The following is a 24,159-nucleotide window of genomic DNA, read 5'->3' as shown; positions in this document are numbered from 1 at the left end:
GGCCGGCACCACCGAGAAACGGCCCCTCTCCCCTATGGGGGCCGGCACGCGAAAGGGGCGACTCCGCGCCGACGGAGCCGCCCCTTTCGTGCGTCCGCGTTGTCAGTGGCGGGTGTTCTCATGGGCCTGTGAACATCGATCAGGCGGTGCGTGCCTTCGAGGCGGAGCACGGGATCGTGCCGCCGGAGCCGTACCGGACGTTCGTGGCGGAGATGTTCGGCGCGGAGTTCGGTTTCACGACCTCCGCGCCCGGCTTCGTCGGCTGGGTGGCGCACTGGGCCGCCGGCAAGAAGTGGTTCTACGTCGGGTCAGCCGAGTGAGGCCACGGCGTCGCGCACGGCCTGCGGTGACGTCAGCTCCTCGCGCCTCACGATGAGTTCGCGTCCCAGCAGCAGCGACCGGCGGGACGCCGGGACCGGGTCGGGGAGAGTGGTCAGGTCGGTCAGGTGGGCGAAGCCGATGATCCTGCGGATGATCTCGGTGCCGGCGAAGCCGAGGGACTCGGTCCACACCCTCGCCAGGAAGCGGTCCAGGTAGGCGTCGTCGAAGAACGTGTCCGCCCGTGTCGGCCACAGACTGCGGAACTCCGTCTCGAAGGCCTCCCAGGACAGGAGGAGTTGGTCCGCGTGGTCCGTCAGCCGGCCGAGCGCCCGTGCTCGTTCCTCCGACACCAGCGCGTTGGCCCAGTACAGGCCGAGGTCGAAGCCGATCGGGCCGACGAAGGAGAACTCGGGGTCGAAGACCCGTACGACGGGGGCGCCTTCGCGTTCGCCGACCATGATGCTGCCGGTGTGGAGGTCGCCGTGGAGGAGGGCCTGGGCGCTGGTCATGAAGACATGCCTGAGGTCGGCGACCTCCGTGCGCAGGCGGGCGTCCGCGCGGAACTCCGCCGCGAGGTCGGCCACGCCCTCGTGCCAGTGGTTGTGTTCGTGCTCGATGTACGGCTCGGACAGGACCACGTCCTCGGTGATCTTGCAGAGCTCGGGGTTGACCGAGACCGCGATCAGGGCCTTGCGTTCGGCCGAGGACATGCCGAAGTCGCTGGTGGCGAAGGAGAGCCGGGCGACGAGACGGCCGATCTGCGGTGAGGTCTGCGGGCCGTACGCCGCCCCCTCGTTGAGGAGCGTGCGCAGGACCTCCAGGTCGGAGAGGTCCTCCATGACCAGGGCGTAGTTCTCGGGGTCGTAGCCGTGGATCCCGGGGATCTCCTCCGGGGCGACCTTGGCGAGCTGCTCGTAGGCGCGGGCCTCGGCGTGGGCGCGGTCCGGGCTCAGCGGCCAGGAGGGACCGGCGACCCGGACCCAGGGCAGCGCCTGCTTGAGGGCGAGGCTGCGGGTGCCGGCGGCGTTCGAGGCGAGGAAGACCCGGTTGACGTTGCCGTCCGAGACCTCGCGGACGTGGATGTCGCCGACGTCCTCCCAGTGGCCCCGCTCACGCAGGTACGCGGGGATGTCGTCGGTCTCCAGGATGCGGTAGCCCATGGTCGGTGAACTCCCCTATGCGGTGCGGCGCTTGGACAGGGTGAAGCTGAAGACGAGGGCGAGGATGAGGACCGCGCCCTCGACGACGTCCTGCGTGTAGTACGGCAGGCCCTTGATGGTCAGGCCGGTCGTGATGATGCCGATCAGCACCGCGCCGAGGGCCGTGCCCCAGACGTTGGGGCGGCCCCGGCCGAGGACCGAGGTGCCGACCAGCGCGACCGCCACCGCCTCCAGCAACTGGGAGGTTCCGGCGCTCACATCACCCTGGCCGATGCGGGACGCCAGGATCAGGCCGCCGATCGAGGCGAGGACGCCGGAGATGACGTAGGCCAGGGAGCGGTACGCGCCGACGCGGATGCCCGCCAGACGGGAGGCCTCGGGGTTGGCGCCGATGGCGTACAGGACGCGGCCCCAGCGGGTGCGGGCGAGGAAGACCCACGCGGCGATCGTCAGTCCGCCGAAGACGAGGACCGAGATGGGGATGCCGAGGACCGTGCCGCGGTCGATCTTCAGGAAGCCCTCGGTGAACTTGCCGGGGGCCGTGGTGCCGTCCTCCAGGGTCATGCCGGGGGTGATCGACTGGCCGTCGACCAGGATGAGCTTGGTGCCCTGGATGACGAACATCGTGCCGAGCGTGGCCAGCATGTCGGGGATCTTCAGCACCACGATCAGCAGGGCGTTGAGCAGGCCCGCCAGGGCGCCCGCCGCGATCACCGCGATGATCGCGACCGTGCCGATCTGGTTGTGGACGACCATCGTCTGGGCCGCGACGGAGACACCGAGTCCGGCGACCGCGCCGACGGACATGTCCATTCCGCCGACGGCCATGGTGAGGGTGACGCCGAGGCCGAGGATGGCGGCGACGGAGACATAGCGCAGGGTGTCGAGGAGGGTCGCCGACTCGCGGAAGGAGCCCTCGCTCAGCGCGAAGTACAGGAAGAGCGCGACCGTCACGAAGATGAAGCCGTACTTGATGACGGCGTTCTGGACGCGCACGGCGGTGGTGGTGGCGGGCGGGATCGCCGCCTTCACCGGGACCTCGGTGCTCTGCTGGGTGGTCATGGGGGGACTGCTTCCTTCGGCGGCCGGTGTCGGCGCGGCTAGACGGACACGGCGATGGTCTGGATCACGCGGTCGCGTTCCGCGTCTTCGCCGTAGGCGTCGAGGTGGATCTCGCCGGACGCGAGGACGACGACCCGGTCGGCGATCTCGAGGATCTCGTCGACGTCGGCGGACAGGACGAGCACGGCGGCGCCCTCGGCGGCGAGGGAGCGGGCCCGGCGGCCGATGTCGCGCCGGGCGCCGATGTCCACGCCCCGGAACGGCTCGTCCAGGATGAGGACACGAGGGGTTTCCGCCAGCCAGCGGCCGACGACGACCTTCTGCTGGTTGCCGCCGGACAGCTCCTCGACGGTGCTGTGCTCGTCGCGGGCGACGACGCCGAGGGCCTCGATGGTGGCGCGGCCGAGGGCGTCCTCCTTCCCGCGCTGCACGAGCCCCGCTCTGGACAGGGACTTCAGGAACGGCAGCGAGATGTTCTGCGCCAGCGACCAGCCGGGCACGAGGGCGTCGGCGTGCCGGTCCTCGGGGACCAGATGGATGCCGGCCCGGATCGCGTCGGCGGGCCGGCGGGGCGCGTAGCCCTCGCCGTCGAGCTCGACGGAGCCGGCCGCGAAGGGCTCGGCGCCGAACAGGCCGCGGGCCAGCTCGGTCTTGCCGGCGCCCAACAGCCCGACGACGCCCGTGACCTCGCCGGTGCGGAGGTCGAGGTCGAGCGGTGCGCGGCCTTCGAAGAGTCGTACGCCTCGCAGGGACAGCACGACGTCGCCTTCAGAACCCTCCCGCACCGGGCGGGCCGTGGTCGCCTCCTGGGCCTGCGCGAGCATCGCCCGCAGGGCCGCGTCCCAGTCGAAGGGCTTGGCCTGGTCGTCGGTGAGACGGCCGTCCCGCAGAACGACCAGACGGTCGGCGAGCGCGTCGATCTCGCCGAGGCGGTGGGAGACGTAGAGCACCGCGATGCCGTCGTCGCGCATCCGCTCGACCAGCGCGAACAGGCGCTCCGCCTCGGTGGCGGACAGCGCGGAGGTCGGCTCGTCGAGGATGAGCAGGCGCGGGCGGGTGGCCAGGGCGCGGGCGAGGATGAGCAACTGGCGGTCGGAGATGCCGAGTTCGGTGACGTCCCGCTTGAGCAGGCTGTCGCTCCAGTCCAGGCCGAGGCCGGCCTGGATCTCGCGGGCGCGGGCGAGCAGCCTGCCCCCGTTCAGGAACGGGTTGCCGCGGCTCTGTGCCAGCTCCTCGAAGACCAGGTTCTCGGCGACCGTGAGACCGGGGACGATGCCCTCGCTGATGCGCTGGTGCACCGTCTGGATGCCCAACTGGCGTGCGGCCAGCGGCGACTGGAGAGCCGCGGGTTCCCCCGCGACCCGCACCTCGCCGCCGTGGTCGGTGTGCACGCCGGACAGGATCTTGATCAGCGTGGACTTGCCGGCGCCGTTCGCACCGAGCAGCGCGACGACGCTGCCCGGTGCGATGTCCAGGGAGACGGAGGCAAGGACGGTCTTGCCTCCGAAGGCCATGCTGACGTCGGTGAGACTGACCGCGGGCGTCTCGGTCGTCTCAGTGGGCGACATTCGAGATCCAGTCCGCGGTCGAGACCTGGGACAGGTTCAGCGCGGGCAGCGCCTCACGCAGCTGGTCCATGTTCTCGATCTTGTTCTTGTTCAGGAAGTCCTGGGTGATGGCGACGGCCGGGAACTCGACGGAGGTCTTGTTGAGCTGGCCGGCCAGTTCCAGGGCGGTCGTACGGACGACGGCGGCACCAACCGCGGACGGGTCGGTGCCGGCCGTGGCGACCCACGGGCTGTCGGCGGCGGTCATCTGCTGGATGTCGGCGTTGGAGACGTCCGCGCCGAAGACCTTCACCTTGTCCTGGAGCTTCTTGTTCTGGACGGCGAGGACGGTGCCCTTGGCCAGCTCGTCGTAGGGGGCGAAGATGCCCGCCACGTCCGAGTGCTGGGTGAGCGCGGCGGAGACCAGGGGGACGTTGTCGGTGGCCGTGGAGTCGGTCACCTTGCCGACCTTGAACTCCTGCTTCCAGCCCTGCGCGGCGAGTTCCTTCGACCAGACGGTGTTCCGCTTGTCGAGGGCCGCGTAGCCGGCGACGTTGACGTAGCCGACCTTGGCGTCCTTGCCGACCTCCTTGGCCATCACGTCGAGGACGGCCTGGGCCATGCTGGCGTCGTCCTGCTTGGTGGAGACGACACCCTTGGTCGCGGTCTCGACGTCGTAGACGACGACCTTGATGCCCTTCTTCACGGCCTTGTCGATCTCCGGCTGGATGGTCGCCGGGAAGCCGTGGTCGATGATGATCGCCTTGGCGCCGGAGTTGATCGCCGAGGAGAGGTCGGTGGCCTGCTTGGCGTTGTCGGCCTGGGCGTCGTACACCGTCAGGTCGATGCCGAGGGCCTTGGCCTGCGCCTTGGCGCCGTTGCCCCACTGCTCGAAGTAGTCGCCGGCGCCGCTCTGGCGGACCAGGGCGACCTTGACCGCGCCGTCGCTGAAGGGGGCGGGCTTCTTGCCGGTGGCGGCCGAGGCGGAGGCGGCGGTGTCGCCGGTGTCCTTGGAGGCGTCCGTGGACTGCGAGCAGCCGGCGAGCAGGAGCGCGGAGACGGAGGCCAGCGAGAGCGCGGCAAGGGGGAGGCGGACACGGGACATGAGGGGCTCCAGGTGCGGGGTGGTGCGGAGAGGGGTGAAGCGGAGGGGAACGCGCGACCCGGAGCGAGGGAAAGGAATGCGCCACCTCGGGCAGGAGGGTGGCCGCGCCCGCGGCGAACATGGCGTGCGGGGGCTCCGGGTGGGGTCAGCGACAGCTGGCCGTGGCCGTCCGGAGCAGATCCACGTGCAGCCGCCGCACGAGCAGCAGCGTCTTCATGCACCGATCATGGGAACGATTCCGGCCATTCGTCAAAGCACTGAACACGCTTTCTCACTGCTTGAGACAACAACTTCGTCACACCGGGTTGACGTGCCGTGTCGAGTTACCATCACGGAACCGGCACCCCACCCCGGACCAGTGAGGCCCTGATGACGACACCACGCGCGACAGCGCTGCGCATGCCCCGCATGCCCCGCTGCTGTCCCGGCGCCGCGTGTCGCGGCTGACCGCTGTCCGTCGCCGTCCCTCTTCCTCCCCCGCCCGTCCGGTGCTTGTCTCGGTATCCGGACATCCCTTCCAGACGCCTGGAGTTGCTCCCATGACCCTGCTGACGACCTGGTCCGAGTCCGGCCCCGAGACGCTGGTCCGCCGCACCTCGGACCCCGCCGAGATCGCCGAGGCCCTCAAGCCGCTCGGTGTGCGCTACGAACAGTGGCCCATCCGCGAGGACGTCCCGTTCGACGCCGACAGCGACACCGTGTTCGCCGCGTACGGCCCGGAGATCGACAAGCTGAACGCCGAGGAGGGCTTCACCACCGTCGACGTCCTCGGTCTGCACCCCAGCGACGACCCGGAGTTCCCGGCGAAGGCCGCGGCCGCGCGCGCGAAGTTCCTCCAGGAGCACACGCACGACGACGATGACGAGGTCCGCTTCTTCGTCTCCGGGTCCGGCATCTTCTATCTGCACGTGAACGGCGAGGTCCACGCGGTCTTCTGCGAGAAGGGCGACCTGCTGGGCGTGCCGCGCGGCACCACCCACTGGTTCGACATGGGCACCAGCCCGTCGTTCACCGCGATCCGCTTCTTCCACGAGGAGGACGGCTGGATCGGCAACTTCACCGGCTCGACGATCGCCTCCCGCTTCCCGGACTACGACACGATCGCGGCGGGCTACGAGGCGGACAAGGCCTCCGCATGAGCTCGGTGTACGACGTGGACGCCGTGGTGCTCGACATCGAGGGCACCACGAGCGCCACGGGCTTCGTCGTCGACGTGCTGTACCCGTACTCGCGCTCCCGTTTCGGCGCGCTGCTGAACGGGCGGGCCGACGATCCGGACGTGGCGCGGGCCGTCGCCCAGGTGCGCGAGGAGCTCGGCGATCCGCGGGCCGACGCGGCCGCGGTCGAGAAGGCCCTCAACGCCTGGCTCGACGACGACGTCAAGGCCACGCCGCTCAAGACCCTCCAGGGCATCATCTGGTCCGAGGGCTTCGCGCGCGGCGACCTCGTCTCGCACTTCTACGCCGACGTCGTACCGGAGCTGCGCGCCTGGCACGCCGCGGGCACCAGGCTGTACGTCTACTCGTCCGGCTCGGTGGCCGCCCAGCGGGCGTGGTTCACGAACAGCCCGGAGGGCGACCTCACCTCGCTCGTCTCCGGTCTCTACGACACCGAGAACGCGGGACCCAAGCAGGAGCCGGAGTCGTACCGCCGTATCGCGGAGTCGACCGGCGTCGAGCCCGCGCGGCTCCTCTTCCTCTCCGACCGCCCCGGCGAGCTGGACGCGGCCCGCGCGGCCGGCTGGCACACGGTGGGCATCCGGCGGACCGGGGAGCCGTACTACGAGCAGGGCGTCGGCGACCACGCCGAGGCGGGGGCGTTCGACGAGATCACCATCAGCACCACCGGGAGCACCGTATGACCGCCGAGATCACCGAACTGGACCTGGAGGAGGCGGGGGCGGTCCTCGCCGCCGAGTCCGCGCGCTTCGCCGGCTTCGGCTGGATGCGGGGCACCTCCGGCAATCTGTCCGTGGTGCTCACCCGCGACCCGCTGCGGCTGGCCGTGACCGCCAGCGGCCACGACAAGGGCGAACTGACCCCCGCGGACGTGGTGCTGGTCGACGGACAGGGGGCCGCAGTCCAGGGCGGCAAGCCGTCCGCGGAGGCCGAGCTGCACGCGCGCGTGGCCGCGCTGACCGGCGCCGGCGCCGTGGTGCACGTGCACACGGTCGCGTCGGTCGCCATGGGACGTCGTGAGCCGGGCGGGATCGTCTTCAAGGACGTCGAGATGCTCAAGGGCGTCGGCCAGCCCGCGCACGACGTCGAGGTGACGCTGCCGGTCATCGCCAACAGCCAGGACATGAAGGTGCTCGGGGACCGCCTGGAGGCGGCGCGCAATCCGCGGATGCCGGCGGTGGTGGTCGCGGGGCACGGGCTGTACGTGTGGGGCGCTGATCCCCGTCAGGCCCGGCACCACACCGAAGTCGTGGAGTGGCTCCTGGAGTTGGAGCTCAGCCAGCGCTGACAGCACGTCAAAAGGCGGCCCGGTCACACCGACCGGGCCGCCTTTGTCGTACGACGGTCTAGCGCAGGTGCTCCTCCGGGAGCTCCCCCGCCGACACCTCCAGCACGCCCCGCTCCGTCACCAGCCCCGTCACCAACCGCCCCGGCGTCACGTCGAACGCGGGGTTGTGGCCGCGCGACTCGGCGGGCGCCGTCCGCACGCCGCCCCACTCCAACACCTCGGCCTCGCCGCGGAGTTCGATGTGGATGTCGTCGCCGGTCTTGGTGGACAGGTCCACCGTGGTCGTGGGCGCGGCCACCAGGAACGGGATGCCCGCGTCGGCGCAGGCCAACGCGACCCCCACCGTGCCGACCTTGTTCGCGGTGTCGCCGTTGGCGGCGATACGGTCCGCGCCGACGATCGCCGCGTCGACCTCACCGCGCAGGATGGTCCCGGCGGCGGCGCCGTCCGCCTGGACGTAGTGCGGGATGCCTTCCTGGACCAACTCCCAGGCGGTGAGGCGGGATCCCTGGAGCAGGGGGCGCGTCTCGTCGGCGTAGACGACCTCCAGGCGGCCGCGCGCGTGGAGTTCGCGGATGACGCCGAGTGCCGTGCCCCACCCGGCCGTCGCCAGGGCGCCCGTGTTGCAGTGGGTCAGGATGCGCAACGGCCGCTCCGCGCCCACCTTTTCGAGCAGCCAGTCGGCGCCGTGGGCGCCCATCGCCCGGTTCGCCTCGACGTCCTCGCGCTGGACGGCGACGGCCTCCTCGAGGACCGCGTCGAGGCCCTCGTCGAAGCGGGTCATCACGCGGTCCACGCACACCATCAGGTTGACGGCGGTCGGCCGGGCCTCCCGGATGCGCGCGACGGCGGCCCGCACCTCGTCCTGCGACCAACCCTCCCGCTCGCCCTGCACCAGCGCGAGCGCGACGCCGTACGCGCCGGCCGCGCCGATCGCGGGAGCGCCGCGCACCACGAGCCGCTGGATCGCGTCGACCAGAGTGTCCACATCGCGGACAGCCATCGTCTCGTTGCGATGCGGGAGCAGCGTCTGGTCGATGAGCGCGAGACCGTCTCCGGTCCAGTCGACGGCACGCAATTCCTGGGACATATCGGGACACTCCTGATGTTCCGGTGGTGTCCGGCCACGGTACATGACCTGGGAGAACCATAGTTCGAGACAATCGGGCGGGTGTCCGGAAACGGATGCTACTGTCCGGCAATCAGTCCGCAGACCGAGACGAAGGAGGAAGCCCGTGCTGCTGACCAAGCGCCGTTTCCTCGACTTCGGCCGGTGTGCCGGTGACGGCTGTCGACGCTGACCCGTCCCCGTTCCAGCGTCCCTCCCTCTCTCACCCTCCCGCCGCTCCCGCCCGAGCGAGCCTCGCCGTACCCGGAAGGTCCCCCGATGTCTCGTAGACACCGCCGTTCCCTGCGAATCGCCGCCACCACGGCCCTCATGGTCACCGCGGCCACCGCCTGCAACGCCGCCGCCAAGGACGAAGCCTCCGACAGCGCGAGCGGCGGCAGCGGCAGGACCTTCACCCTCGTCACGCCCGACGCCGTCGGTCAGAACGAGTTCCTGAAGCTCGCCGTCAGCGGCGTCAAGGACGCGGCGAAGCAGCACGACGGCTCGCAGAAGGTCTACGAGTCCACGGACACCGCCTCCCAGCAGCAGAACGTCCAGGCCGCGGTCGACGCCAAGCCGGACGTCATCGTGCTGGTCGGCTTCGAGTTCGCCGACATCGTCGCCCAGCAGGCGGAGAAGAACCCGAAGCAGCAGTTCCTGATCATCGACGCCTGCACCACGAAGACCTTCAAGAACGTCAGTTGCGCGGTCTTCCGTGAGCACGAGGGCGTCTACCTCGCGGGCGCCGAGGCCGGTCTGCTCAGCGAGTCGGGCAAGGTCGGCGCGGTCGACGTCCTCGACACGCCCCAGTTCCGCCGCTACAGCGACCCGTTCGCGGCCGGCGCCAAGAAGGTCGCCGCCAAGACGGAGACCTCGACCCGGTTCGTCGGCGGCCAGTCCCCCTTCGACGACTCGGCGCGCGCCAAGGAGCAGGCGAACACCCTGCTCTCCAAGGGCTACGACCAGATCATGGCGGCCGCGGCGGCAGGCAACTACGGCGTCTTCGAGGCCGCGAAGGCCAAGGGCGCCTACGCGTACGGGGTCGACGTCAACCAGTGCGTCTCGGCGCCGGGCACGGTCGTCGACAACGTGATCAAGCGCACGGACGTCGCCGTGGAGAAGGGCGTCGAGTCGGTCCTGGCCGGCAAGACGGGCACCGTCTCCTACGGCCTCAAGGAGGGCGGCATCAGCCTGACCGGCCTGGAGGACGGCGTCGACTCCTCGAAGTGCGTGATCGCCGAACACAAGGACGTCCTGGCGAAGGTCAAGGAGCTGCGCGACCAGATCGTCTCCGGAGAGCTGAAGGTCGATGACCCCGCCGCGAGCTGACGCCGAAGGGCTCGCTGTCGAACTCCGGGGAATCACCAAGCGGTTCCCCGGCACGCTCGCCAACGACTCCGTCGACCTGACCGTCCGGCACGGCGAGATCCACGCCCTGATGGGCGAGAACGGCGCGGGCAAGTCCACGCTCATGTCGATCCTGTACGGCATGGAGCGCGCCGACGCCGGGTCGATCCGCATCGACGGGCGGGAGGTCGACTTCGCCAGCCCGAGCGACGCGATGGCCGCCGGGCTGGGCATGGTCCACCAGAGCTTCAAGCTGTTCGACTCGCTGACGGTCGCCGAGAACGTCGTCTACGCCGCCGAGCCGCGCCGCTTCGGCCTGGTGGACCGGGCCGCGGCCCGCCGCCGGGTGCGCGAACTCGCCGAGGAGCACGGCCTGGCCGTGGACCCGGACGCGCGCGTCGGCGATCTGCCGGTCGGCCTGCGCCAGCGGGTGGAGATCCTCAAGCTGGTGCACCGCGGTGCCCGCACGCTGATCCTCGACGAGCCGACGGCGGTGCTCACACCGGCCGAGGCGGACGCCCTGTTCGCGGTGCTCAAGTCGCTGGCCGCACAGGGCCGTACGGTGATCCTCGTCACGCACAAGCTGCGCGAGGTGCTGGAGGGCAGCGACCATGTGACCGTCCTGCGGGACGGCCGGGTGGTCGCCCGTCTGGTCACCGCGGAGACCTCCGCCGACGAGATCGCGGCCGCGATGACCGGCCGCGCGGTCGAACTCGACCGCATCCACGCCGAGGGCACACCCGGTGACGCCGTACTGGACGTGACCGGGCTCGCCACCGACGGGGTGCGCGACGCCGCGCTCACCGTCCGCGCCGGCGAGATCGTCGGTATCGCGGGCGTCGCGGGCAACGGCCAGAGCGAGCTGATCGAGGCGCTGGCCGGACTGCGGCCGACCACCGCCGGGCGGGTGACCCTGAAGAACGAGGACATCACCCACGCCTCCGCCACCGAGCGTCGCCTCAAGGGCCTGGCGTACGTCCCGGAGGACCGGCACGCGGTCGGTACGGCGCCCGCGGCGTCCGTCGCCGACAACCTCGCGATGGGCCACCACCGTACGTCCCTGTCCTCCCGCGGACTGCTGCCGCCGACGGCGGTCCGGGAACACGCGAAGCGGCTGATCGAGCGGTTCGGCATCAAGGCGTCGAGCCCCGACGTCCCCGCCACCGCACTGTCCGGCGGCAACCTCCAGAAGCTGCTGATCGGCCGTGAACTCGCCCACGACGCACCGCTGTTGCTCGTCGAGCAGCCCACGCGCGGTGTCGACATCGGCGCCATCCAGAACATCCACGACCAGCTGATCGCCTACCGCGACGCCGGGCACGCCGTCCTCCTCGTCTCGGCCGAGCTGAGCGAGATCCGGGGCCTCGCGGACCGGGTTCTGGTCATGTACGAGGGCCGCATCACGGCGTCGTACGACAAGAACGAGGCGGACGAACGGACGCTGGGTCTTGCCATGGCGGGCGCTTCCGCCGCTGTGGAGGCCGTCGACTGACATGAACAACCGGATATCCGGAGCCCTGCGCTCCCCCATCACCTTCTCCGTGCTCGCCGGCGTCCTCATCGGCGCGCTCTTCCTGGTCGGCACCGGCGCGGACCCGATCGCGGCGTACGAGGCGGTCCTCACCGGCTCGCTCGGCGCGGACGGCATCGGCTCCACGCTCACCACCGGCACCAGCGTGCTCGGCATGGCCCTCGCGCTGGCGATCCCGCTGCGCGCCGGGCTCATCAACCTGGGCGGCGACGGCCAGATGGTCCTCGGCGGCATCACCGCGGCCGTGACCGGCCTGTACTCCCCGCTGCCGGCGCCCCTCACCGTCGTACTCGCGCTGCTCGCGGGCATGGCGGCGGGCGCCGCGTACGCCACCCTTGCCGCCCTGTGCGAGAACCACCTCGGTGTCCCGCTGCTGGTCAGCAGCCTCCTGCTGAGCTACCCGGCGGTCTCGCTCGCCTCCTATCTGGCGCGCTACCCGCTCAAGGAGCCCGGCTCCAGCCTGCCGCAGACGCGTGCGCTGCCCGACGGGGTGGCGCTGCCCGCCTTCGGCGACTCCACGGTCACCTTCGGACTGGTTCTGGTCGTTCTCGTGGCGGCCGCCTACTGGTTCACGGACAAGCGGACCGCGGTCGGGTACGAGATACGCATGACCGGTCTCAACGCCCGCTTCTCCGCGTACGCGGGTGTCGAACGCCGGGGCCTGACCCTGAAGTTGATGTCCGTGTCGGGGGCGATCGCCGGACTCGTGGGCGCCATCGGGGTGTTGAGCTTCCCGTACCGCTTCGTCGACGGTTCGCTCACCGCACCCGGCTACACCTGGACGGGACTCACGGCCGCGCTGCTGGCGGCCGCGGCCCCGCTCGGCACGGTGATCGCGTCGTTCTTCTTCGCCGTCCTCGCGGTCGGCGGTCTCGCGATGGAGCGGACGACCGAGGTGCCGCGCGAGCTGACCCAGGTGCTCCAGGCGATCGTGATCGTGTTCCTGGCGGCCCGGCTGACCTTCCCGCGCTTCACGCGCCGCAAGGTCGAGGTCAAGGCCAAGGAGGCCGTGTGATGTTCTTCGACTCCGACCTCCTCATGTCGGCGCTCCGCGCGCTGACCCCGATCCTGCTGGCCGCACTCGGCGGAGCCATCTGCGAGCGCGCGGGCGTCTTCAACATCGGCCTCGAAGGCATGATGCTGATGGGCTGCTTCACGGCCGTGGCGACGAGCTGGTTCACCGGCAGCCCCTGGCTGGGAGTCCTCGCGGCGGCGCTGGCCGCGGCGGCGTACTCGCTGATCCTCGCGGTCGGCACCGTGACTCTGCGCGGGGACGCGGTGGTTCTGGGCATCGCGATGAACCTGCTGGCCGTCGGCCTGACGAGCTTCCTGCTCCGTACGGTCTTCGGCGTGCAGGGCACCTTCGACGACCCGTCCCTCCTCGGCCTCCCGCTGATCGGCGGTCTCAGTCCGCTCGCCTATCTGTCGTGGGCGGCGGTCGCGGTGGCCGCGGTGATGCTGTCCCGGCACGTGTGGGGACTGCGTCTGCGCGGCGTGGGCGAGGCACCGGACGCGGCGGCCACGCTCGGGGTGAGCCCGGCGAAGTACAAGTACGCGGCCGTGCTGGTGAGTGGTGTCCTGTGTGGTCTCGCCGGGGCCCAACTCGCCCTCGGCAACGTCACGTTGTTCACCGAGAACATGACCGCGGGCCGCGGCTGGATCGCCGTCGTGGCCGTCATGCTGGGCCGGGCCCTCCCGCTCGGCGTACTGCTCGCCGCGCTGCTCTTCGGCCTCGCCGAGGCGGCCGGCTTCCGTCTCCAGGGCCTCGGTCTGCCGCAGCAGGCGACCGACGCCGCGCCGTACGTCGTGACGCTCGGCGCCCTCTTCCTCACCACGGCGCGCCGTCGCCGTACCCGTCCGTCCACCGGAGCCGCCACATGACGCAGGACCTGCTGCCCATCACCCGCATACCCCGCACCGGCCTGCCGGCGCACGCGGTCGTCGTCGGCGACCCGGCGCGCGCCGCGGCCGTCGCCGCGCTGCTCGACGGCGCGGAGGAGGTCTCGTACCACCGCGAATACCGTGTGTTCAGCGGCAGTTGGAAGGGCCTGCCGGTCGTCGTCGCCTCGCACGGGGTGGGCGGTCCGGGCGCGATCCTGCTGTTCCAGGAGCTCGCGGACGCGGGGGTGCGCACCATCCTGCGGTTCGGCACGGCGGGCGCGATGAAGCCGGGCATCGGCGACGGCGACCTGGTCATCGCCGAGGCGGCGGTCCGCGACGACGGCGTCACCCAGCAGCTGCTGCCGCCGGAGTACCCGGCGGTCTCCTCCCCCGAGGCGGTCATCGCGCTCCAGCGCGCGGCCCGCGAGGCGAACGCCCCGCACCACCGCGGCATCGTCTGGACCCGGGCCGCCTTCCAGCCCGGCCTCCTCCCGCTCTTCTCCTACGGCGGTGCCGGCCTCGTCGCCATCGAGATGGAGCTCTCCGCGCTGCTGGTCACGGCGTCCCTGCGCGGGCTCGTCGCCGGCGGTGTCCTCGTCATCGACGGGGCGAACGCGGACGAGCTGGTGGACGAGGAGGGCGCCAGCGCCTACGACCCGCACCGCGACGTCGTCGCGGCCGGCGTGGAGCGGGGCGCGGTCGTGTCCCTCGAGGCGCTGCGACTGCTGGCGGAGGAGTACCAGGCATGAGCATCGATCTGCTGGTCCACGGCGGTGACGTCCTGACCGTGGACGACGAGGGAACTGTCGTACGGGACGGGGCGGTCGCCGTCCACGAGGGCGAGATCGTCGCTGTCGGCCCCGCCGAGGAGCTGCGTGCGCGCTTCACCGCCACCGAGTCCATCGACGCCGCGGGCTGTCTCGTCCTGCCCGGCCTGGTCAACACGCACACTCACCTCGCGATGACCCTGCTGCGCGGGCGCGCCGACGACGTCACCCTCCAGGGCTTCCTGGAGCGGGTGCTGAAGTGGGAGGCCGAGCTGCTGACGCCGCAGAACGTGGCGGCGGCGGTGCGGCTGGCGGTCGCCGAGAGCGTACGGGCGGGGGTGACCTCGGCGCTCGACATGTACTGGTTCCACGAGGCGGCCGAGCAGGCGGCCCGTGAGGCGGGCTGGCGGCTGCACACCGGGCCCACCTTCATGGACGTGCCCGGCCCGCCCGACGGCATCGCCTACGAGGACCGCCTGGAGTGGGCGCGCAGGGATCTGGAGGCCCGCGGCACGGCCCGCCCCGGCACCCGCCCGATCCTCTTCGCGCACTCCACGTACACGCTGAGCCCGGACCAGCTCACCGAGATCTTCGCGCTGGCCCGGGAGTTCGGGGCGCTGATCCACATCCACGCCTCGGAGAACGCGACCGAGGTCGCCACCGTCGAGGTCAAGTACGGCAAGCGTCCGGTGGAGTTGCTCGACTCGCTCGGTCTGCTCGGCCCGGACGTGCTGCTGGCGCACGCCGTGGACCTGACGGGCCCGGAGATCGCGGCGCTGTCCCGCACCGGCACGTCGGTGGCCCACTGCCCGGTGTCCAACCTGAAGCTGGGCTGCGGGATCGCGCCGGTGCCGCGGCTGCTGAGCGCCGGGGTGACCGTCGGGCTCGGCACGGACGGGGCCGTCAGCTCCAACACGCTGGATGTGCTGGGGGCGGTGCGGCAGGCGGCGCTGGTGCACAAGGCGGGCGGCGACCCCACGGCGGTCGGTGCCGAGCAGGCCGTCCGCATGGCGACGATCGAGGGCGCGCGGGCGCTGGGGCTCGGGGAGCGGCTGGGGTCGCTGGAGGCCGGAAAGCGGGCCGACCTCCTCGTGCTCGACCTGGACGCACCGCATCTGCGGCCGCTGCACGATCCGTGGTCGACGCTCGCGTACGCGGCGCACTCGGCGGATGTGCGGGACACCGTCGTCGAGGGCCGGGTTCTCCTGCGGGAGCGGGTGCTGACGACGCTCGACGAGCGCGCGGTGATCGCCGGCCTGGAAGACCTTGTCTGAGCGGGGCATTCAGCCCCCCGATCGGCAGGTCGGCCCCCATAATGACGTAAGACATCGGATGTCTTGACGGGCATGCGGGAACCACAGGGAGGCCGGCCATGGCAGTCACCGACGAGGCGATCGAGAAGATCAAGGGCATGATCGTCTCGGGCGCCCTGCGCCCCGGCGACCGGCTCCCCAAGGAGAGCGAGCTCGCCTCCGAGCTCGGGCTGTCCCGCAACTCCCTGCGGGAGGCGGTGCGGGCCCTGTCGCTGATCCGGATCCTGGATGTGCGGCAGGGCGACGGCACCTATGTGACGAGCCTGGACCCTCAACTCCTGCTGGAGGCGCTGAGTTTCGTCGTCGACTTCCACCGCGACGACACGGTCCTGGAGTTCCTGGCCGTGCGCCGCATCCTGGAGCCGGCCGCGACCTCGATGGCGGCCCTGCGGATCAGCGAGCAGCAACTGGACGCGCTGTCGGCCCAGTTGGACAAGCTGGGTTCCGACCCCTCGGTGGAGGAACTGGTCGCCTGCGACCTCGACTTCCACCGGGGCATCGTGCAGAGCTCCGGCAACTCCGTCCTCTGCTCCCTCCTCGACGGCCTGTCCGGCCCCACGACGCGGGCTCGCATCTGGCGCGGCCTGACCCAGGAGGACGCGGTCAGCCGCACCCTGCACGAACACCGCATGATCCTCGCCGCGCTACGGGATCGCGACGCGGAGGCGGCCCGGTCGTGGGCGACGGTGCACATCGCGAGCGTGGAGCAGTGGCTGCGGGCGTCTCTCTGAGCCCCGACACGCCGTACTCGCGTCCCCGGGACACCTGCGCTCACCCGACGAAGAGGTGCGCACGCGCCCCACGTCGGGTGCCCTGATCGACGTACCGTCGCACGAGTGAGCGAACAATCCCGCAGGTCATCGGAGCAATCCAGGTCATCCGACGTCTACCCGGGTCACATGGCCACCGCAGGGGCAGGCGTGCACGGTGATCCGGCACAGATCCGAGGAATGGGGGGTGTTCCTGGGTGGCTAATGGGGCAGTGATGCGTTCACTCCCCCGTGCAAGGGGGCTGCGGACGCCCCCGTTGGACGCCGTAAGGTTGGGGCGTACGTGAGGGCACGTCGGAAGGAGGCACTGGGTGATCGAGCTCGAGGGGGTACCCGAGCTGATCGACCCGGTCATGGTGGCCGCGTTCGAGGGCTGGAACGATGCCGGCGACGCCGCCTCCACCGCGGTCGCGCATCTGGACAGGGAATGGAAGGGCGAGGTGTTCGCGGCGCTGGACGCCGAGGACTACTACGACTTCCAGGTGAACCGCCCCACGGTGTGGATGGATGCCGGAGTGCGGAAGATCACATGGCCCACGACCCGGCTGTCGGTCGTGCGCGTCGGCGGCGACAAGCCGCGTGATCTCGTACTGGTCCGAGGTATCGAACCGTCCATGCGCTGGCGCTCGTTCTGCAACGAGCTCCTCGGCTTCGCCCACGAGCTGGGCGTGGAGCTGGTCGTGATCCTGGGCGCCCTGCTCGGCGACACCCCGCACACGCGTCCGGTTCCGATCAGCGGGACCACGTCCGACCCGGACCTGGCCCAGCGCATGGACCTGGAGGAGACCAAGTACGAGGGCCCCACGGGCATCGTCGGCGTCCTCCAGGAGGCGTGCACGCACGCGGGCGTGCCGGCGGTCAGCCTCTGGGCGGCCGTACCGCACTACGTGTCGCAGCCGCCGAACCCGAAGGCCACGCTGGCGCTGCTGAACCGGCTCGAGGACCTGATCGACGTACGCATCCCGCTGGGCGAGCTGCCCGAGGACGCGCGCGCCTGGCAGGTGGGGGTGGACCAGCTGGCCGCCGAGGACACCGAGGTCGCCGAGTACGTGCAGACGCTGGAGGAGGCCCGGGACACCGCCGAGCTGCCGGAGGCGTCGGGTGAGGCGATCGCCCGCGAGTTCGAGCGGTATCTGCGCAGACGGGACGGCGGCGGTCCGACCCCGCCGGGCGGGCACGCGACCGAGGGCGACGGTACGTATCTGCGGGACAACCCCACCGGTCGTTCGCGGCCGCCGAAGCCGCCGAAGTCGGGCGGCGGCGGTACGGACGACGAGGAGTCGTCGGAGGAGTGAGCCGGAGGAGGGCGGTTCGCACCGCCCTCCTCACGGTCACACCTGCGGTACGGCCACGACGTCGTACTCGGTGTCGGGCGTCGGTTCCACGTCGAAGCGGGCGTTGGGCAGATACAGCTGGCTGCCCCAGGCCGCGACGGTCGTCGGGATACGGAAGCGCGGGTCGGTGATCCTGACGATCGCCGTGCCCTTCGTGCCGGCGGCGTTCAGCCGGAACACATCGATCGCGTTCTGCTGCTGCTGGACGACGTAGAGGATCCTGCCGAGCAGCAACAGGCCGTCCCCGTTGGGGATCTTGGCCCCGCCGAGGTCGACGGCGCGGGCGACTCCGGTGCGCGGGTCGACCCGTTCGAGGGTGCCGCCGTCGGCGAAGGCGTTCACCACGAGCAGGGCGCGGCCGTCGGGGGTGCGCTCGATGCCGTTGGCGGTGAAGTCGTCGCCCTGGACCCAGTCGCCGGTCAGCGGCACCGTCTCCACGCCGGCGCCGGTCAGCTTGTAGAGCCGCGGCTGGAACGAGTCGGTGAACCAGGCGGCGCCCGGGGTGAGGATCACATCGTTCACGAAGGTGCCGCCGGTGGCGTACACCTTCTCGATCTCGCCGGAGCGGACGTCCACCGTGCGGATCTCACCGCTGCCGCCACCGGCGAGGAAGAGCCGACGGCCGTGCCGGTCGATCTTCAGGCCGACGGTCTGGTGGCCCGCGCCGAGGCCTTTGCTGATCACGGAGCCGCGGCCGGTGGCGAGGCTCGCCCGGTATACGTCGCCGTTGGCGAGGGACCCGAAGTACGCGACGGGTTTCGTACCGATGGCGATGCCCTCGGGCTGGAAGCCGTCGGGCAGCGGGAACTGGTCGGGCCAGGCGCCCTTGGGCGTTTCGGCCGCCTGGGCCGTGCCGCCGAGCAGCGCTGCTCCGGTCAGCGCCGCGGTCGCGGTGAGGAGTCTTCGACGTGCGAAGGAACGGTCTGTGGGTGCCACTGTGCGTCCTTCTGCCAGGGGCCGGCGGATGGCCGGCCGGACGGTCAACAGACGCCTGCCACCCCATCACACGACAGCCGCCTCCGCAGTCTTTGGCCGGATTGTGACGTGACATCTGTTTCAGGACGGATTGCACACGTTACCCAATTCAACTGTTTCCAAACCGAGTTCACGGATTAGGGGGTGGACGGCGGGCTGCGGGAGTGCTTGGTTGTCCCCGGGAGACGCACCAACCCGCAACCAGGCACCCGCAAGGAGCGAAGGGAGCGGTACCCGATGACGGACCAGGTACAGCCGGCGCAGGGCCCGGGAGCCTCCGGGCCGGGGCCCGAAGGAGCGGGATTCACCTATCGAGGAGCCGAGCAGGAACTGATCGTGGTCGCCCGTCCCGAGGCCCGGCTGCGCGCCCGGGCCGAGGACGTCCGGTCGGCGGCGGGCGCCGACGTGTCGGCCCTCAACATGTTCCTCAGCGACGAACAGCTCGCTCTGGAGCCGCTGTTCGGAAACGAGGAAAGGGTGCAGCAGTCGGCCACGGCCGGCTCCGAGGACGTGCCCGACCTCGCGCTGTTCTACCGGGTGCGCGGCGACCTCAGCCGCGCCCAGGAACTGCGGTCACGGATCGCCGCGTTGCCCGGCATCGACACGGCGTACGTGAAGCCGCCCGCCGTGCCGGCCGCCCTCGGGCAGGTCGGCGAGGAGAGCCGGCGGCTGAAGGAAGGCGCCCCGGTCACCCCGGACTTCAGCAGCCGGCAGGGCTATCTGCGGCCGGCGCCCGAGGGGATCGACGCGCACTGGGCCTGGCAGCGGCCCGGCGGGACCGGTCAGGGCGTGACCGTGATCGACGTCGAGGGCTCCTGGCAGCTGGGCCATGAGGACCTGGCCGCCAAGCTGGCCGGTGTCGTGGTCGGCACCCCGCTGACCGACATCGCCTGGCGCAACCACGGCACCGCCGTGATCGGTGTGATCGGCGGCGACCAGGGCGAGCACGGCGTCACCGGCATCGTGCCGGAGGCGACGACCGCGGCCGCGTCCTTCCAGGGCATCGGCACCGCGGCCGCGATCCACGCGGCGGCGGACCGGCTCGGCCCCGGTGACATCGTCCTCATCGAACTCCACCGGCCCGGACCGGGTTCGGAGTTCGCCGAGCGCGACGACCAACGCGGCTATGTCGCGCTGGAGTGGTGGCCGGACGACTTCGCGGCCGTCCGCCACGCCACCGCCAAGGGCGTCCTCGTCGTGGCCGCCGCCGGCAACGGCGGCGAGTCCCTCGACGACGCGGTCTACGAGCGCCGCCCCGACGAATTCCCGGAGTGGTGGCGCAACCCGTTCAACCCGTCCAACCAGTCCTCCGGTGCCGTCCTGGTCGGCGCGGGCGCCCCGCCGCCCGGCACCCACGGCCGCGACCACGGACCGGACCGGTCACGGCTCGCGTTCTCCAACTACGGCGCCCGCGTGGACGCCCAGGGCTGGGGACGCGAGGTCACGACCACCGGCGGCTTCTGGGACAAGCCCGGCGACCTCCAGGGCGGGCCCGAGGAGATCGCCTGGTACACGGACACGTTCTCCGGGACCTCCTCGGCCGCCCCGATGGTGGTCGGCGCGCTGGCCGCGCTCCAGGGCATGCTCCGGGCGGCCGCCCAGGCACCGATGGCCCCGGAGCGGGCCCGCGCGGTCCTGCGGGCCACCGGGGCCCCGCAGCAGGACGCGCCGGGCCGGCCCGCCTCCCAGCGGATCGGCAACCGGCCCGACATCAAGGCGGCGGTGACCCATCTGCTGCCGCACGCGGTCGGCTCCGGCCACGCCGAGCGGTACTGGGACGAACTCCTGCCGTATCCGCGCGAACTCCCGCCCAGGCTCCGGCTGTTCGTGGCCGGCGGCTGGCGGAACCTGAACCGTCCGTCCCCCGAGATCCGCCAGGCGGTGCACTCCGCCTTCGCGGGGGGACGCCCCGACGTCCGCGTGTGGTTCGCGGACGACGAGATCGTCGGCCTGGTCGTCACGGGCTGACGGCCGGCACATCCCCACCATCAAGGGAAGGTGACACCCGCATGAGCACCACCCCGCAGATGAGCCAACTGGGACAACAGCAGGGACAGCAGTTCCCGAGCACTTCGCCGTACCAGCAGCAACAGCCGTTCGAGCAGCAGGCCTTCGGCCAGCAGCAACAGCCGTTCGGCCAGCAGGGCTTCGGCCAGCAAGGACAGCAAGGTCAGCAGGGGCAGCAGGGGCAGCAGGGCCAGCAGCCGTTCGGCATGGGCGGCGGCTCACTGGAGCAGCTCCAGCAGCTCGGCCAGCAGCAGCCGTTCCAGCAACTGCTCCAGCAGCTCGGCCGGCAGCCCTTCGAGCAGCAGCAGGGCTACGGCCGGCAACAGCAGCAGGGCCAGCCCCAGGGCCAGCAGCAGCAACAGCAGGTCGAGCAGCAGGTGCAACAGCATCTCCAGCAGATCGCCCAGATCGCCGTTCAGCACATCCAGCAGCAGGTCCAGCAGCAGGCGCTGCAGGCCGGCATCGCGAGCGGCTACATCGACGTCGTCCAGCCGCTGCCGGGCCAGCCCAGCCTGATCGCGCTGGTCATCGACAGCCAGGTGAGGGTCCTGTTCAACCCGAACGCCCAGACCCACGACCAGGTCCAGGAGGCCTTCGCCTTCGGCCACCAGGTCATCGGCATCTGGGACTCCCAGAGCCCGCAGATCCTGCGCAGCATCCAGATCCGCAGGCTCTGACCGGCACCAGGTGACACGAAGGGCGCTTCCTCCGCGCGGAGGAAGCGCCCCTTCACGTGCCGTGTCTAGAGGGCCACGCCGAGCAGCGCGTCCACAGCCCTCGATACGAGGCCGGGTGCGCCCTCGTCCGTGCCGCCCTGTTCCCGCTGCGTCGCCGCCCAACGGTCCACGGCGGCCAGCGCGGTGGGGGTGTCGAGGTCGTTCGCGAGGGCCTCGCGGATCTCCTCGACGAGGGCGTCGGCGGACGGACCGTCGGGCCGGGAGACGGCGGCACGCCACCGGCCGAGCCGGGCGACGGCGTCTTCGAGCACCTGGTCGGTCCACTCCCAGTCGGCCCGGTAGTGGTGGGCCAGCAGGGCGAGCCGGATCGCGGCCGGGTCGACGCCGTCGTAGCGCAGCTTCGAGACGAAGACCAGGTTGCCCTTGGACTTGGACATCTTCTCGCCGTGCAGCGCGACCATGCCGGCGTGGACGTACGCCTTGGCCATGGGGAACTCGCCGGTCAGCACCTGGGCGTGGGAGGCGCCCATCTCGTGGTGCGGGAAGGCGAGGTCGGAGCCGCCGCCCTGAACGTCGAAGCCCATGCCGAGGTGGTCCAGGGCGATGGCGACGCACTCGATGTGCCAGCCGGGCCGCCCGCGGCCCAGCGAACCGCCGTCCCAGCTCGGCTCGCCCTCACGGGCGGCCATCCACAGCATCGGGTCGAGCGGGTTCTTCTTGCCCGGACGGTCCGGGTCGCCGCCGCGCTCGGCGGACAGCAGCCGCATGGCGGCGGCGTCGAGGTTCGAGACCTTGCCGAAGTTCGGGTCGGACTCGACGGAGAAGTAGACATCCCCTTCGAGTTCGTACGCGGCGCCCGCGTCCCGCAGCCGTTCGACGAGCGGGACGATCCCGGGTATCGCCTCGACCGCTCCGATGTAGTGCTTCGGGGGCAGCATCCGCAGGGCGGTCATGTCCTCGCGGAAGAGGGTCGTCTCCTTCTCGGCGAGGGCGACCCAGTCGACGCTGTCCCGCTGGGCGCGCTCCAGGAGCGGGTCGTCGATGTCGGTGACGTTCTGGACGTAGTGAACCTGGCGCTTGGTGTCGAGCCACACGCGCTGCACGAGGTCGAACGCGTTGTAGGTCGCCGCGTGTCCCATATGGGTCGCGTCGTACGGCGTGATGCCGCAGACGTAGAGACGGGCGACGGGACCGGGGTCAAGGGAGACCAAGCCACCGGTCGCGGTGTCGTGGATCCTCAGGTCGCGGCCCTGACCAGGCAGGGCGGGGACCTCGGAAGCGGGCCAGGCATGCATGTCATGAGCCTAACCGGACGGATGTTCCGTATACGAACCGGACCGGGCTGGATGGCCATTAAGGCGTTCTTGCGCAAAACCGGCCGCTGTGCAGGGACACGGCCAGTGTGCTCCTACACCGGCGGCCAGGGAATGGCCGGCCACTCGCCGCTCGGCTCCGGATGCTTTCCCGAGGTCAGCAGGGCCTCGACACGCGCGCGTGTGGCGTCCAGTTCGGCGGGCGTGATCAGTTCGGCCAGGCGGGTGGCCAGCTCCCCTGCGAGAGCCTCCTTGAGGCCCTTGAGGACGTCGACGGCTTCGCCCGGCAGCGGCTCGCCCGCCCAGCCCCACAGCAGGGTGCGCAGTTTGTTCTCGGTGTTGAAGGTGACGCCGTGGTCGATGCCGTACAGGCGGTCCCCGGCCGGCAGCAGATGGCCGCCCTTGCGGTCGGCGTTGTTGATCACGGCGTCGAGCACGGCCAGCCGGCGCAGCCGCTCGTCGTCGGCGTGGACCAGCAGCGCCGTCTTCCCGTCGCCGACCTCGGCGAACCCGATCGCCTTCCAGCCCGGCTCCGGTTCCTCGGTGTCGACGAGCGCCAGCAGCTCGGGGCCCGGCTCGGCCTCGATCCACAGCTGGACCATCCCCTCGCCGTAGGGCCCGTCGCGCAGCACGGTGGGCGGGACGAGCCCCCAGCCGGTCGCCTCGGAGACCTCGTACGCGGCGACCTCGCGCTGGGCGAGGGTGCCGTCGGGGAAGTCCCACAGGGGCCGCTCACCGCGTACGGGCTTGTAGACGCACACGGCCTCCTGCCCCTCGTACGAGACGGCGCAGTACAGCACCGCGTTGGAGGCCTCGCGGATCTGGCCGCGCACCGTCAGCTCACCCCGGGTGAGCAGTTCCGCCGTGGTCACGCTCCGCGGCGGTATCCGTTCTGGCGCGGACATACGTGTCCTTCCGGGTCGAGCGGGAGACTGCACAGCGGACACGGCGGCCGCCCGGCGTTGACGACGTCCAGGGCGCGCTTGGCGAAGGCTCTGGCCTGCGCGCCGGTGAGCCGGACCCGCAGCATCGGGGGGCCGTTCTCCTCGTCCTGGAGGAGCCGCTCCTCGGCCTCGGCGAGGTCCTCCTCGGAGTCGGCGTCGAGCTCCACGAGGGCCTGCGCCTCGACGATCATGCGCTGCTCCTCGCCGTCCCAGGCGAGCGCCATGGTGCCGACGCGGAACTCCTCCTCGACGGGGGTGTCCAGCGGGGCGGCGTCGGACACCTCGGTGGGTGCCATGGCCGGGACGGAGGCGCTGCCGCCGCTGCGGCGCACGACCTCGTCCAGCAACTCGTCCATCCGCTCGGCGAGGGCGGCGACCTGGGTCTTCTCCAGGGCCACGCTGGTCACCCGGGAGCCGGCTGAGGCCTGGAGGAAGAACGTACGGCGCCCGGGCAGTCCGACCGTGCCGGCCACGAAACGCTCCGGTGGGTCATAGAGGAACACCTGACGGGACACGTCCTGTCTCCATTGG

The 24,159-nt window shown here is 71.2% G+C and carries 23 protein-coding genes; 14 read left to right on the top strand and 9 right to left on the bottom strand.

Annotated features, from left to right (window positions below; all coding sequences use genetic code 11):
• The first annotated feature begins 128 nt into the window (after positions 1-128).
• Complete coding sequence (locus ACFY0U_RS28970; RefSeq protein ID WP_388640773.1) at positions 129-320, top strand: hypothetical protein; 192 nt, start codon at positions 129-131, stop codon at positions 318-320.
• Here the strand turns inward: ACFY0U_RS28970 and mtnK are convergent.
• Genes mtnK through ACFY0U_RS28950 form a run of 4 tightly spaced genes read right to left on the bottom strand, consistent with a single transcriptional unit; the run spans position 309 to position 5,195 of the window.
• Positions 309-1,481: an S-methyl-5-thioribose kinase gene (gene mtnK / locus ACFY0U_RS28965; protein ID WP_388640770.1), complete on the bottom strand. Its 1,173-nt coding sequence runs from the start codon at positions 1,479-1,481 to the stop codon at positions 309-311. The genes ACFY0U_RS28970 and mtnK overlap by 12 nt on opposite strands.
• Before the next feature lie 15 nt (positions 1,482-1,496).
• A complete protein-coding gene (locus ACFY0U_RS28960; RefSeq protein ID WP_388640767.1) occupies positions 1,497-2,543 on the bottom strand; it encodes an ABC transporter permease in 1,047 nt (348 codons plus the stop codon).
• A gap of 38 nt (positions 2,544-2,581) precedes the next feature.
• The gene (locus ACFY0U_RS28955; RefSeq protein WP_388640764.1) at positions 2,582-4,111 is read right to left on the bottom strand and encodes a sugar ABC transporter ATP-binding protein; all 1,530 of its coding nucleotides are present in this window, start codon (positions 4,109-4,111) and stop codon (positions 2,582-2,584) included.
• A complete protein-coding gene (locus ACFY0U_RS28950; RefSeq protein WP_388640762.1) occupies positions 4,098-5,195 on the bottom strand; it encodes a substrate-binding domain-containing protein in 1,098 nt (365 codons plus the stop codon). Before ACFY0U_RS28950 ends, ACFY0U_RS28955 begins: the two co-directional genes overlap by 14 nt.
• A gap of 539 nt (positions 5,196-5,734) precedes the next feature.
• Between ACFY0U_RS28950 and ACFY0U_RS28945 the strand changes: the two genes are divergently transcribed.
• The 3 genes from ACFY0U_RS28945 to mtnB are packed head-to-tail and all read left to right on the top strand — an operon-like array spanning position 5,735 to position 7,661.
• Positions 5,735-6,334 (top strand): acireductone dioxygenase, encoded by a 600-nt coding sequence (locus tag ACFY0U_RS28945; RefSeq protein ID WP_388640760.1) that lies wholly within the window; start codon positions 5,735-5,737, stop codon positions 6,332-6,334.
• A complete protein-coding gene (mtnC, locus tag ACFY0U_RS28940; protein ID WP_388640758.1) occupies positions 6,331-7,056 on the top strand; it encodes an acireductone synthase in 726 nt (241 codons plus the stop codon). Before ACFY0U_RS28945 ends, mtnC begins: the two co-directional genes overlap by 4 nt.
• Complete coding sequence (mtnB, locus tag ACFY0U_RS28935; protein WP_388640755.1) at positions 7,053-7,661, top strand: methylthioribulose 1-phosphate dehydratase; 609 nt, start codon at positions 7,053-7,055, stop codon at positions 7,659-7,661. Before mtnC ends, mtnB begins: the two co-directional genes overlap by 4 nt.
• 58 nt (positions 7,662-7,719) lie before the next feature.
• On the opposite strand, the gene mtnA is transcribed toward mtnB, so the two are convergent.
• The gene (gene mtnA, locus ACFY0U_RS28930; protein ID WP_388640753.1) at positions 7,720-8,751 is read right to left on the bottom strand and encodes an S-methyl-5-thioribose-1-phosphate isomerase; all 1,032 of its coding nucleotides are present in this window, start codon (positions 8,749-8,751) and stop codon (positions 7,720-7,722) included.
• A gap of 297 nt (positions 8,752-9,048) precedes the next feature.
• Here mtnA and ACFY0U_RS28925 point away from each other — a divergent pair, with 297 nt between their 5' ends.
• The 8 genes from ACFY0U_RS28925 to ACFY0U_RS28890 all read left to right on the top strand — a co-directional run bounded on the left by ACFY0U_RS28925 (position 9,049) and on the right by ACFY0U_RS28890 (position 17,673).
• On the top strand, positions 9,049-10,098 hold the full coding sequence (locus tag ACFY0U_RS28925; protein ID WP_388640750.1) for a BMP family ABC transporter substrate-binding protein: 1,050 nt from the start codon (positions 9,049-9,051) through the stop codon (positions 10,096-10,098).
• Positions 10,079-11,608, top strand: coding sequence for an ABC transporter ATP-binding protein (locus ACFY0U_RS28920; protein ID WP_388640747.1), 1,530 nt, complete (start codon positions 10,079-10,081; stop codon positions 11,606-11,608). The genes ACFY0U_RS28925 and ACFY0U_RS28920 overlap by 20 nt, the downstream gene beginning before the upstream one ends.
• A 1-nt stretch (position 11,609) precedes the next feature.
• Positions 11,610-12,662, top strand: coding sequence for an ABC transporter permease (locus ACFY0U_RS28915; protein ID WP_388640746.1), 1,053 nt, complete (start codon positions 11,610-11,612; stop codon positions 12,660-12,662).
• Positions 12,662-13,528, top strand: a complete 867-nt coding sequence (locus ACFY0U_RS28910) for an ABC transporter permease (protein WP_388640743.1) — start codon at positions 12,662-12,664, stop codon at positions 13,526-13,528. Before ACFY0U_RS28915 ends, ACFY0U_RS28910 begins: the two co-directional genes overlap by 1 nt.
• Complete coding sequence (locus tag ACFY0U_RS28905; RefSeq protein WP_388640740.1) at positions 13,525-14,277, top strand: nucleoside phosphorylase; 753 nt, start codon at positions 13,525-13,527, stop codon at positions 14,275-14,277. Before ACFY0U_RS28910 ends, ACFY0U_RS28905 begins: the two co-directional genes overlap by 4 nt.
• Entirely contained in the window at positions 14,274-15,569 is a 1,296-nt protein-coding gene (locus ACFY0U_RS28900; RefSeq protein WP_388640737.1) for an amidohydrolase, read from the top strand. The genes ACFY0U_RS28905 and ACFY0U_RS28900 overlap by 4 nt, the downstream gene beginning before the upstream one ends.
• Before the next feature lie 98 nt (positions 15,570-15,667).
• Positions 15,668-16,339 carry a FadR/GntR family transcriptional regulator gene (locus tag ACFY0U_RS28895; RefSeq protein WP_384177092.1) on the top strand — a complete coding sequence of 224 codons (672 nt, stop codon included), beginning with the start codon at positions 15,668-15,670 and terminating at the stop codon, positions 16,337-16,339.
• Between the two features lie 350 nt (positions 16,340-16,689).
• Positions 16,690-17,673, top strand: a complete 984-nt coding sequence (locus ACFY0U_RS28890; protein WP_388640734.1) for a PAC2 family protein — start codon at positions 16,690-16,692, stop codon at positions 17,671-17,673.
• A 36-nt stretch (positions 17,674-17,709) separates the two neighbouring features.
• Here the strand turns inward: ACFY0U_RS28890 and ACFY0U_RS28885 are convergent, their stop codons facing one another.
• Positions 17,710-18,648 (bottom strand): SMP-30/gluconolactonase/LRE family protein, encoded by a 939-nt coding sequence (locus ACFY0U_RS28885; RefSeq protein WP_388640731.1) that lies wholly within the window; start codon positions 18,646-18,648, stop codon positions 17,710-17,712.
• Positions 18,649-18,924: 276 nt separating this feature from the next.
• On the opposite strand from ACFY0U_RS28885, the gene ACFY0U_RS28880 reads away from it, so the two are divergent.
• Positions 18,925-20,655, top strand: a complete 1,731-nt coding sequence (locus ACFY0U_RS28880) for a S8 family peptidase (protein WP_388640728.1) — start codon at positions 18,925-18,927, stop codon at positions 20,653-20,655.
• A 41-nt stretch (positions 20,656-20,696) separates the two neighbouring features.
• Complete coding sequence (locus ACFY0U_RS28875; protein ID WP_388640725.1) at positions 20,697-21,371, top strand: hypothetical protein; 675 nt, start codon at positions 20,697-20,699, stop codon at positions 21,369-21,371.
• Between the two features lie 65 nt (positions 21,372-21,436).
• On the opposite strand, the gene mshC is transcribed toward ACFY0U_RS28875, so the two are convergent.
• From mshC to ACFY0U_RS28860, 3 genes are all read right to left on the bottom strand, one after another.
• Positions 21,437-22,666 carry a cysteine--1-D-myo-inosityl 2-amino-2-deoxy-alpha-D-glucopyranoside ligase gene (gene mshC, locus ACFY0U_RS28870; RefSeq protein ID WP_388640722.1) on the bottom strand — a complete coding sequence of 410 codons (1,230 nt, stop codon included), beginning with the start codon at positions 22,664-22,666 and terminating at the stop codon, positions 21,437-21,439.
• Between the two features lie 113 nt (positions 22,667-22,779).
• Entirely contained in the window at positions 22,780-23,589 is an 810-nt protein-coding gene (locus ACFY0U_RS28865) for an SCO1664 family protein (protein ID WP_388640720.1), read from the bottom strand.
• Positions 23,553-24,143 (bottom strand): DUF3090 domain-containing protein, encoded by a 591-nt coding sequence (locus ACFY0U_RS28860; protein ID WP_388640718.1) that lies wholly within the window; start codon positions 24,141-24,143, stop codon positions 23,553-23,555. The genes ACFY0U_RS28865 and ACFY0U_RS28860 overlap by 37 nt, the downstream gene beginning before the upstream one ends.
• Positions 24,144-24,159 lie beyond the last annotated feature (16 nt).

This window comes from Streptomyces sp. NPDC001536 (assembly GCF_042894505.1).
Classification (GTDB): domain Bacteria; phylum Actinomycetota; class Actinomycetes; order Streptomycetales; family Streptomycetaceae; genus Streptomyces.
Note: the sequence above shows the minus strand (reverse complement) of the source record. Positions and strands in the feature narration are given on the sequence as shown.

Bases quoted from the DNA above. Each gene is read 5' to 3' on its own strand.
- mtnK (WP_388640770.1), bottom strand. From the start codon at position 1,481: ATGGGCTACCGCATCCTGGAGACCGACGACATCCCCGCGTACCTGCGT.
- ACFY0U_RS28960 (WP_388640767.1), bottom strand. From the start codon at position 2,543: ATGACCACCCAGCAGAGCACCGAGGTCCCGGTGAAGGCGGCGATCCCG.
- ACFY0U_RS28955 (WP_388640764.1), bottom strand. From the start codon at position 4,111: ATGTCGCCCACTGAGACGACCGAGACGCCCGCGGTCAGTCTCACCGAC.
- ACFY0U_RS28950 (WP_388640762.1), bottom strand. From the start codon at position 5,195: ATGTCCCGTGTCCGCCTCCCCCTTGCCGCGCTCTCGCTGGCCTCCGTC.
- ACFY0U_RS28945 (WP_388640760.1), top strand. From the start codon at position 5,735: ATGACCCTGCTGACGACCTGGTCCGAGTCCGGCCCCGAGACGCTGGTC.
- mtnC (WP_388640758.1), top strand. From the start codon at position 6,331: ATGAGCTCGGTGTACGACGTGGACGCCGTGGTGCTCGACATCGAGGGC.
- mtnB (WP_388640755.1), top strand. From the start codon at position 7,053: ATGACCGCCGAGATCACCGAACTGGACCTGGAGGAGGCGGGGGCGGTC.
- mtnA (WP_388640753.1), bottom strand. From the start codon at position 8,751: ATGTCCCAGGAATTGCGTGCCGTCGACTGGACCGGAGACGGTCTCGCG.
- ACFY0U_RS28925 (WP_388640750.1), top strand. From the start codon at position 9,049: ATGTCTCGTAGACACCGCCGTTCCCTGCGAATCGCCGCCACCACGGCC.
- ACFY0U_RS28920 (WP_388640747.1), top strand. From the start codon at position 10,079: ATGACCCCGCCGCGAGCTGACGCCGAAGGGCTCGCTGTCGAACTCCGG.
- ACFY0U_RS28915 (WP_388640746.1), top strand. From the start codon at position 11,610: ATGAACAACCGGATATCCGGAGCCCTGCGCTCCCCCATCACCTTCTCC.
- ACFY0U_RS28910 (WP_388640743.1), top strand. From the start codon at position 12,662: ATGTTCTTCGACTCCGACCTCCTCATGTCGGCGCTCCGCGCGCTGACC.
- ACFY0U_RS28905 (WP_388640740.1), top strand. From the start codon at position 13,525: ATGACGCAGGACCTGCTGCCCATCACCCGCATACCCCGCACCGGCCTG.
- ACFY0U_RS28900 (WP_388640737.1), top strand. From the start codon at position 14,274: ATGAGCATCGATCTGCTGGTCCACGGCGGTGACGTCCTGACCGTGGAC.
- ACFY0U_RS28895 (WP_384177092.1), top strand. From the start codon at position 15,668: ATGGCAGTCACCGACGAGGCGATCGAGAAGATCAAGGGCATGATCGTC.
- ACFY0U_RS28880 (WP_388640728.1), top strand. From the start codon at position 18,925: ATGACGGACCAGGTACAGCCGGCGCAGGGCCCGGGAGCCTCCGGGCCG.
- ACFY0U_RS28875 (WP_388640725.1), top strand. From the start codon at position 20,697: ATGAGCACCACCCCGCAGATGAGCCAACTGGGACAACAGCAGGGACAG.
- mshC (WP_388640722.1), bottom strand. From the start codon at position 22,666: ATGCATGCCTGGCCCGCTTCCGAGGTCCCCGCCCTGCCTGGTCAGGGC.
- ACFY0U_RS28865 (WP_388640720.1), bottom strand. From the start codon at position 23,589: ATGTCCGCGCCAGAACGGATACCGCCGCGGAGCGTGACCACGGCGGAA.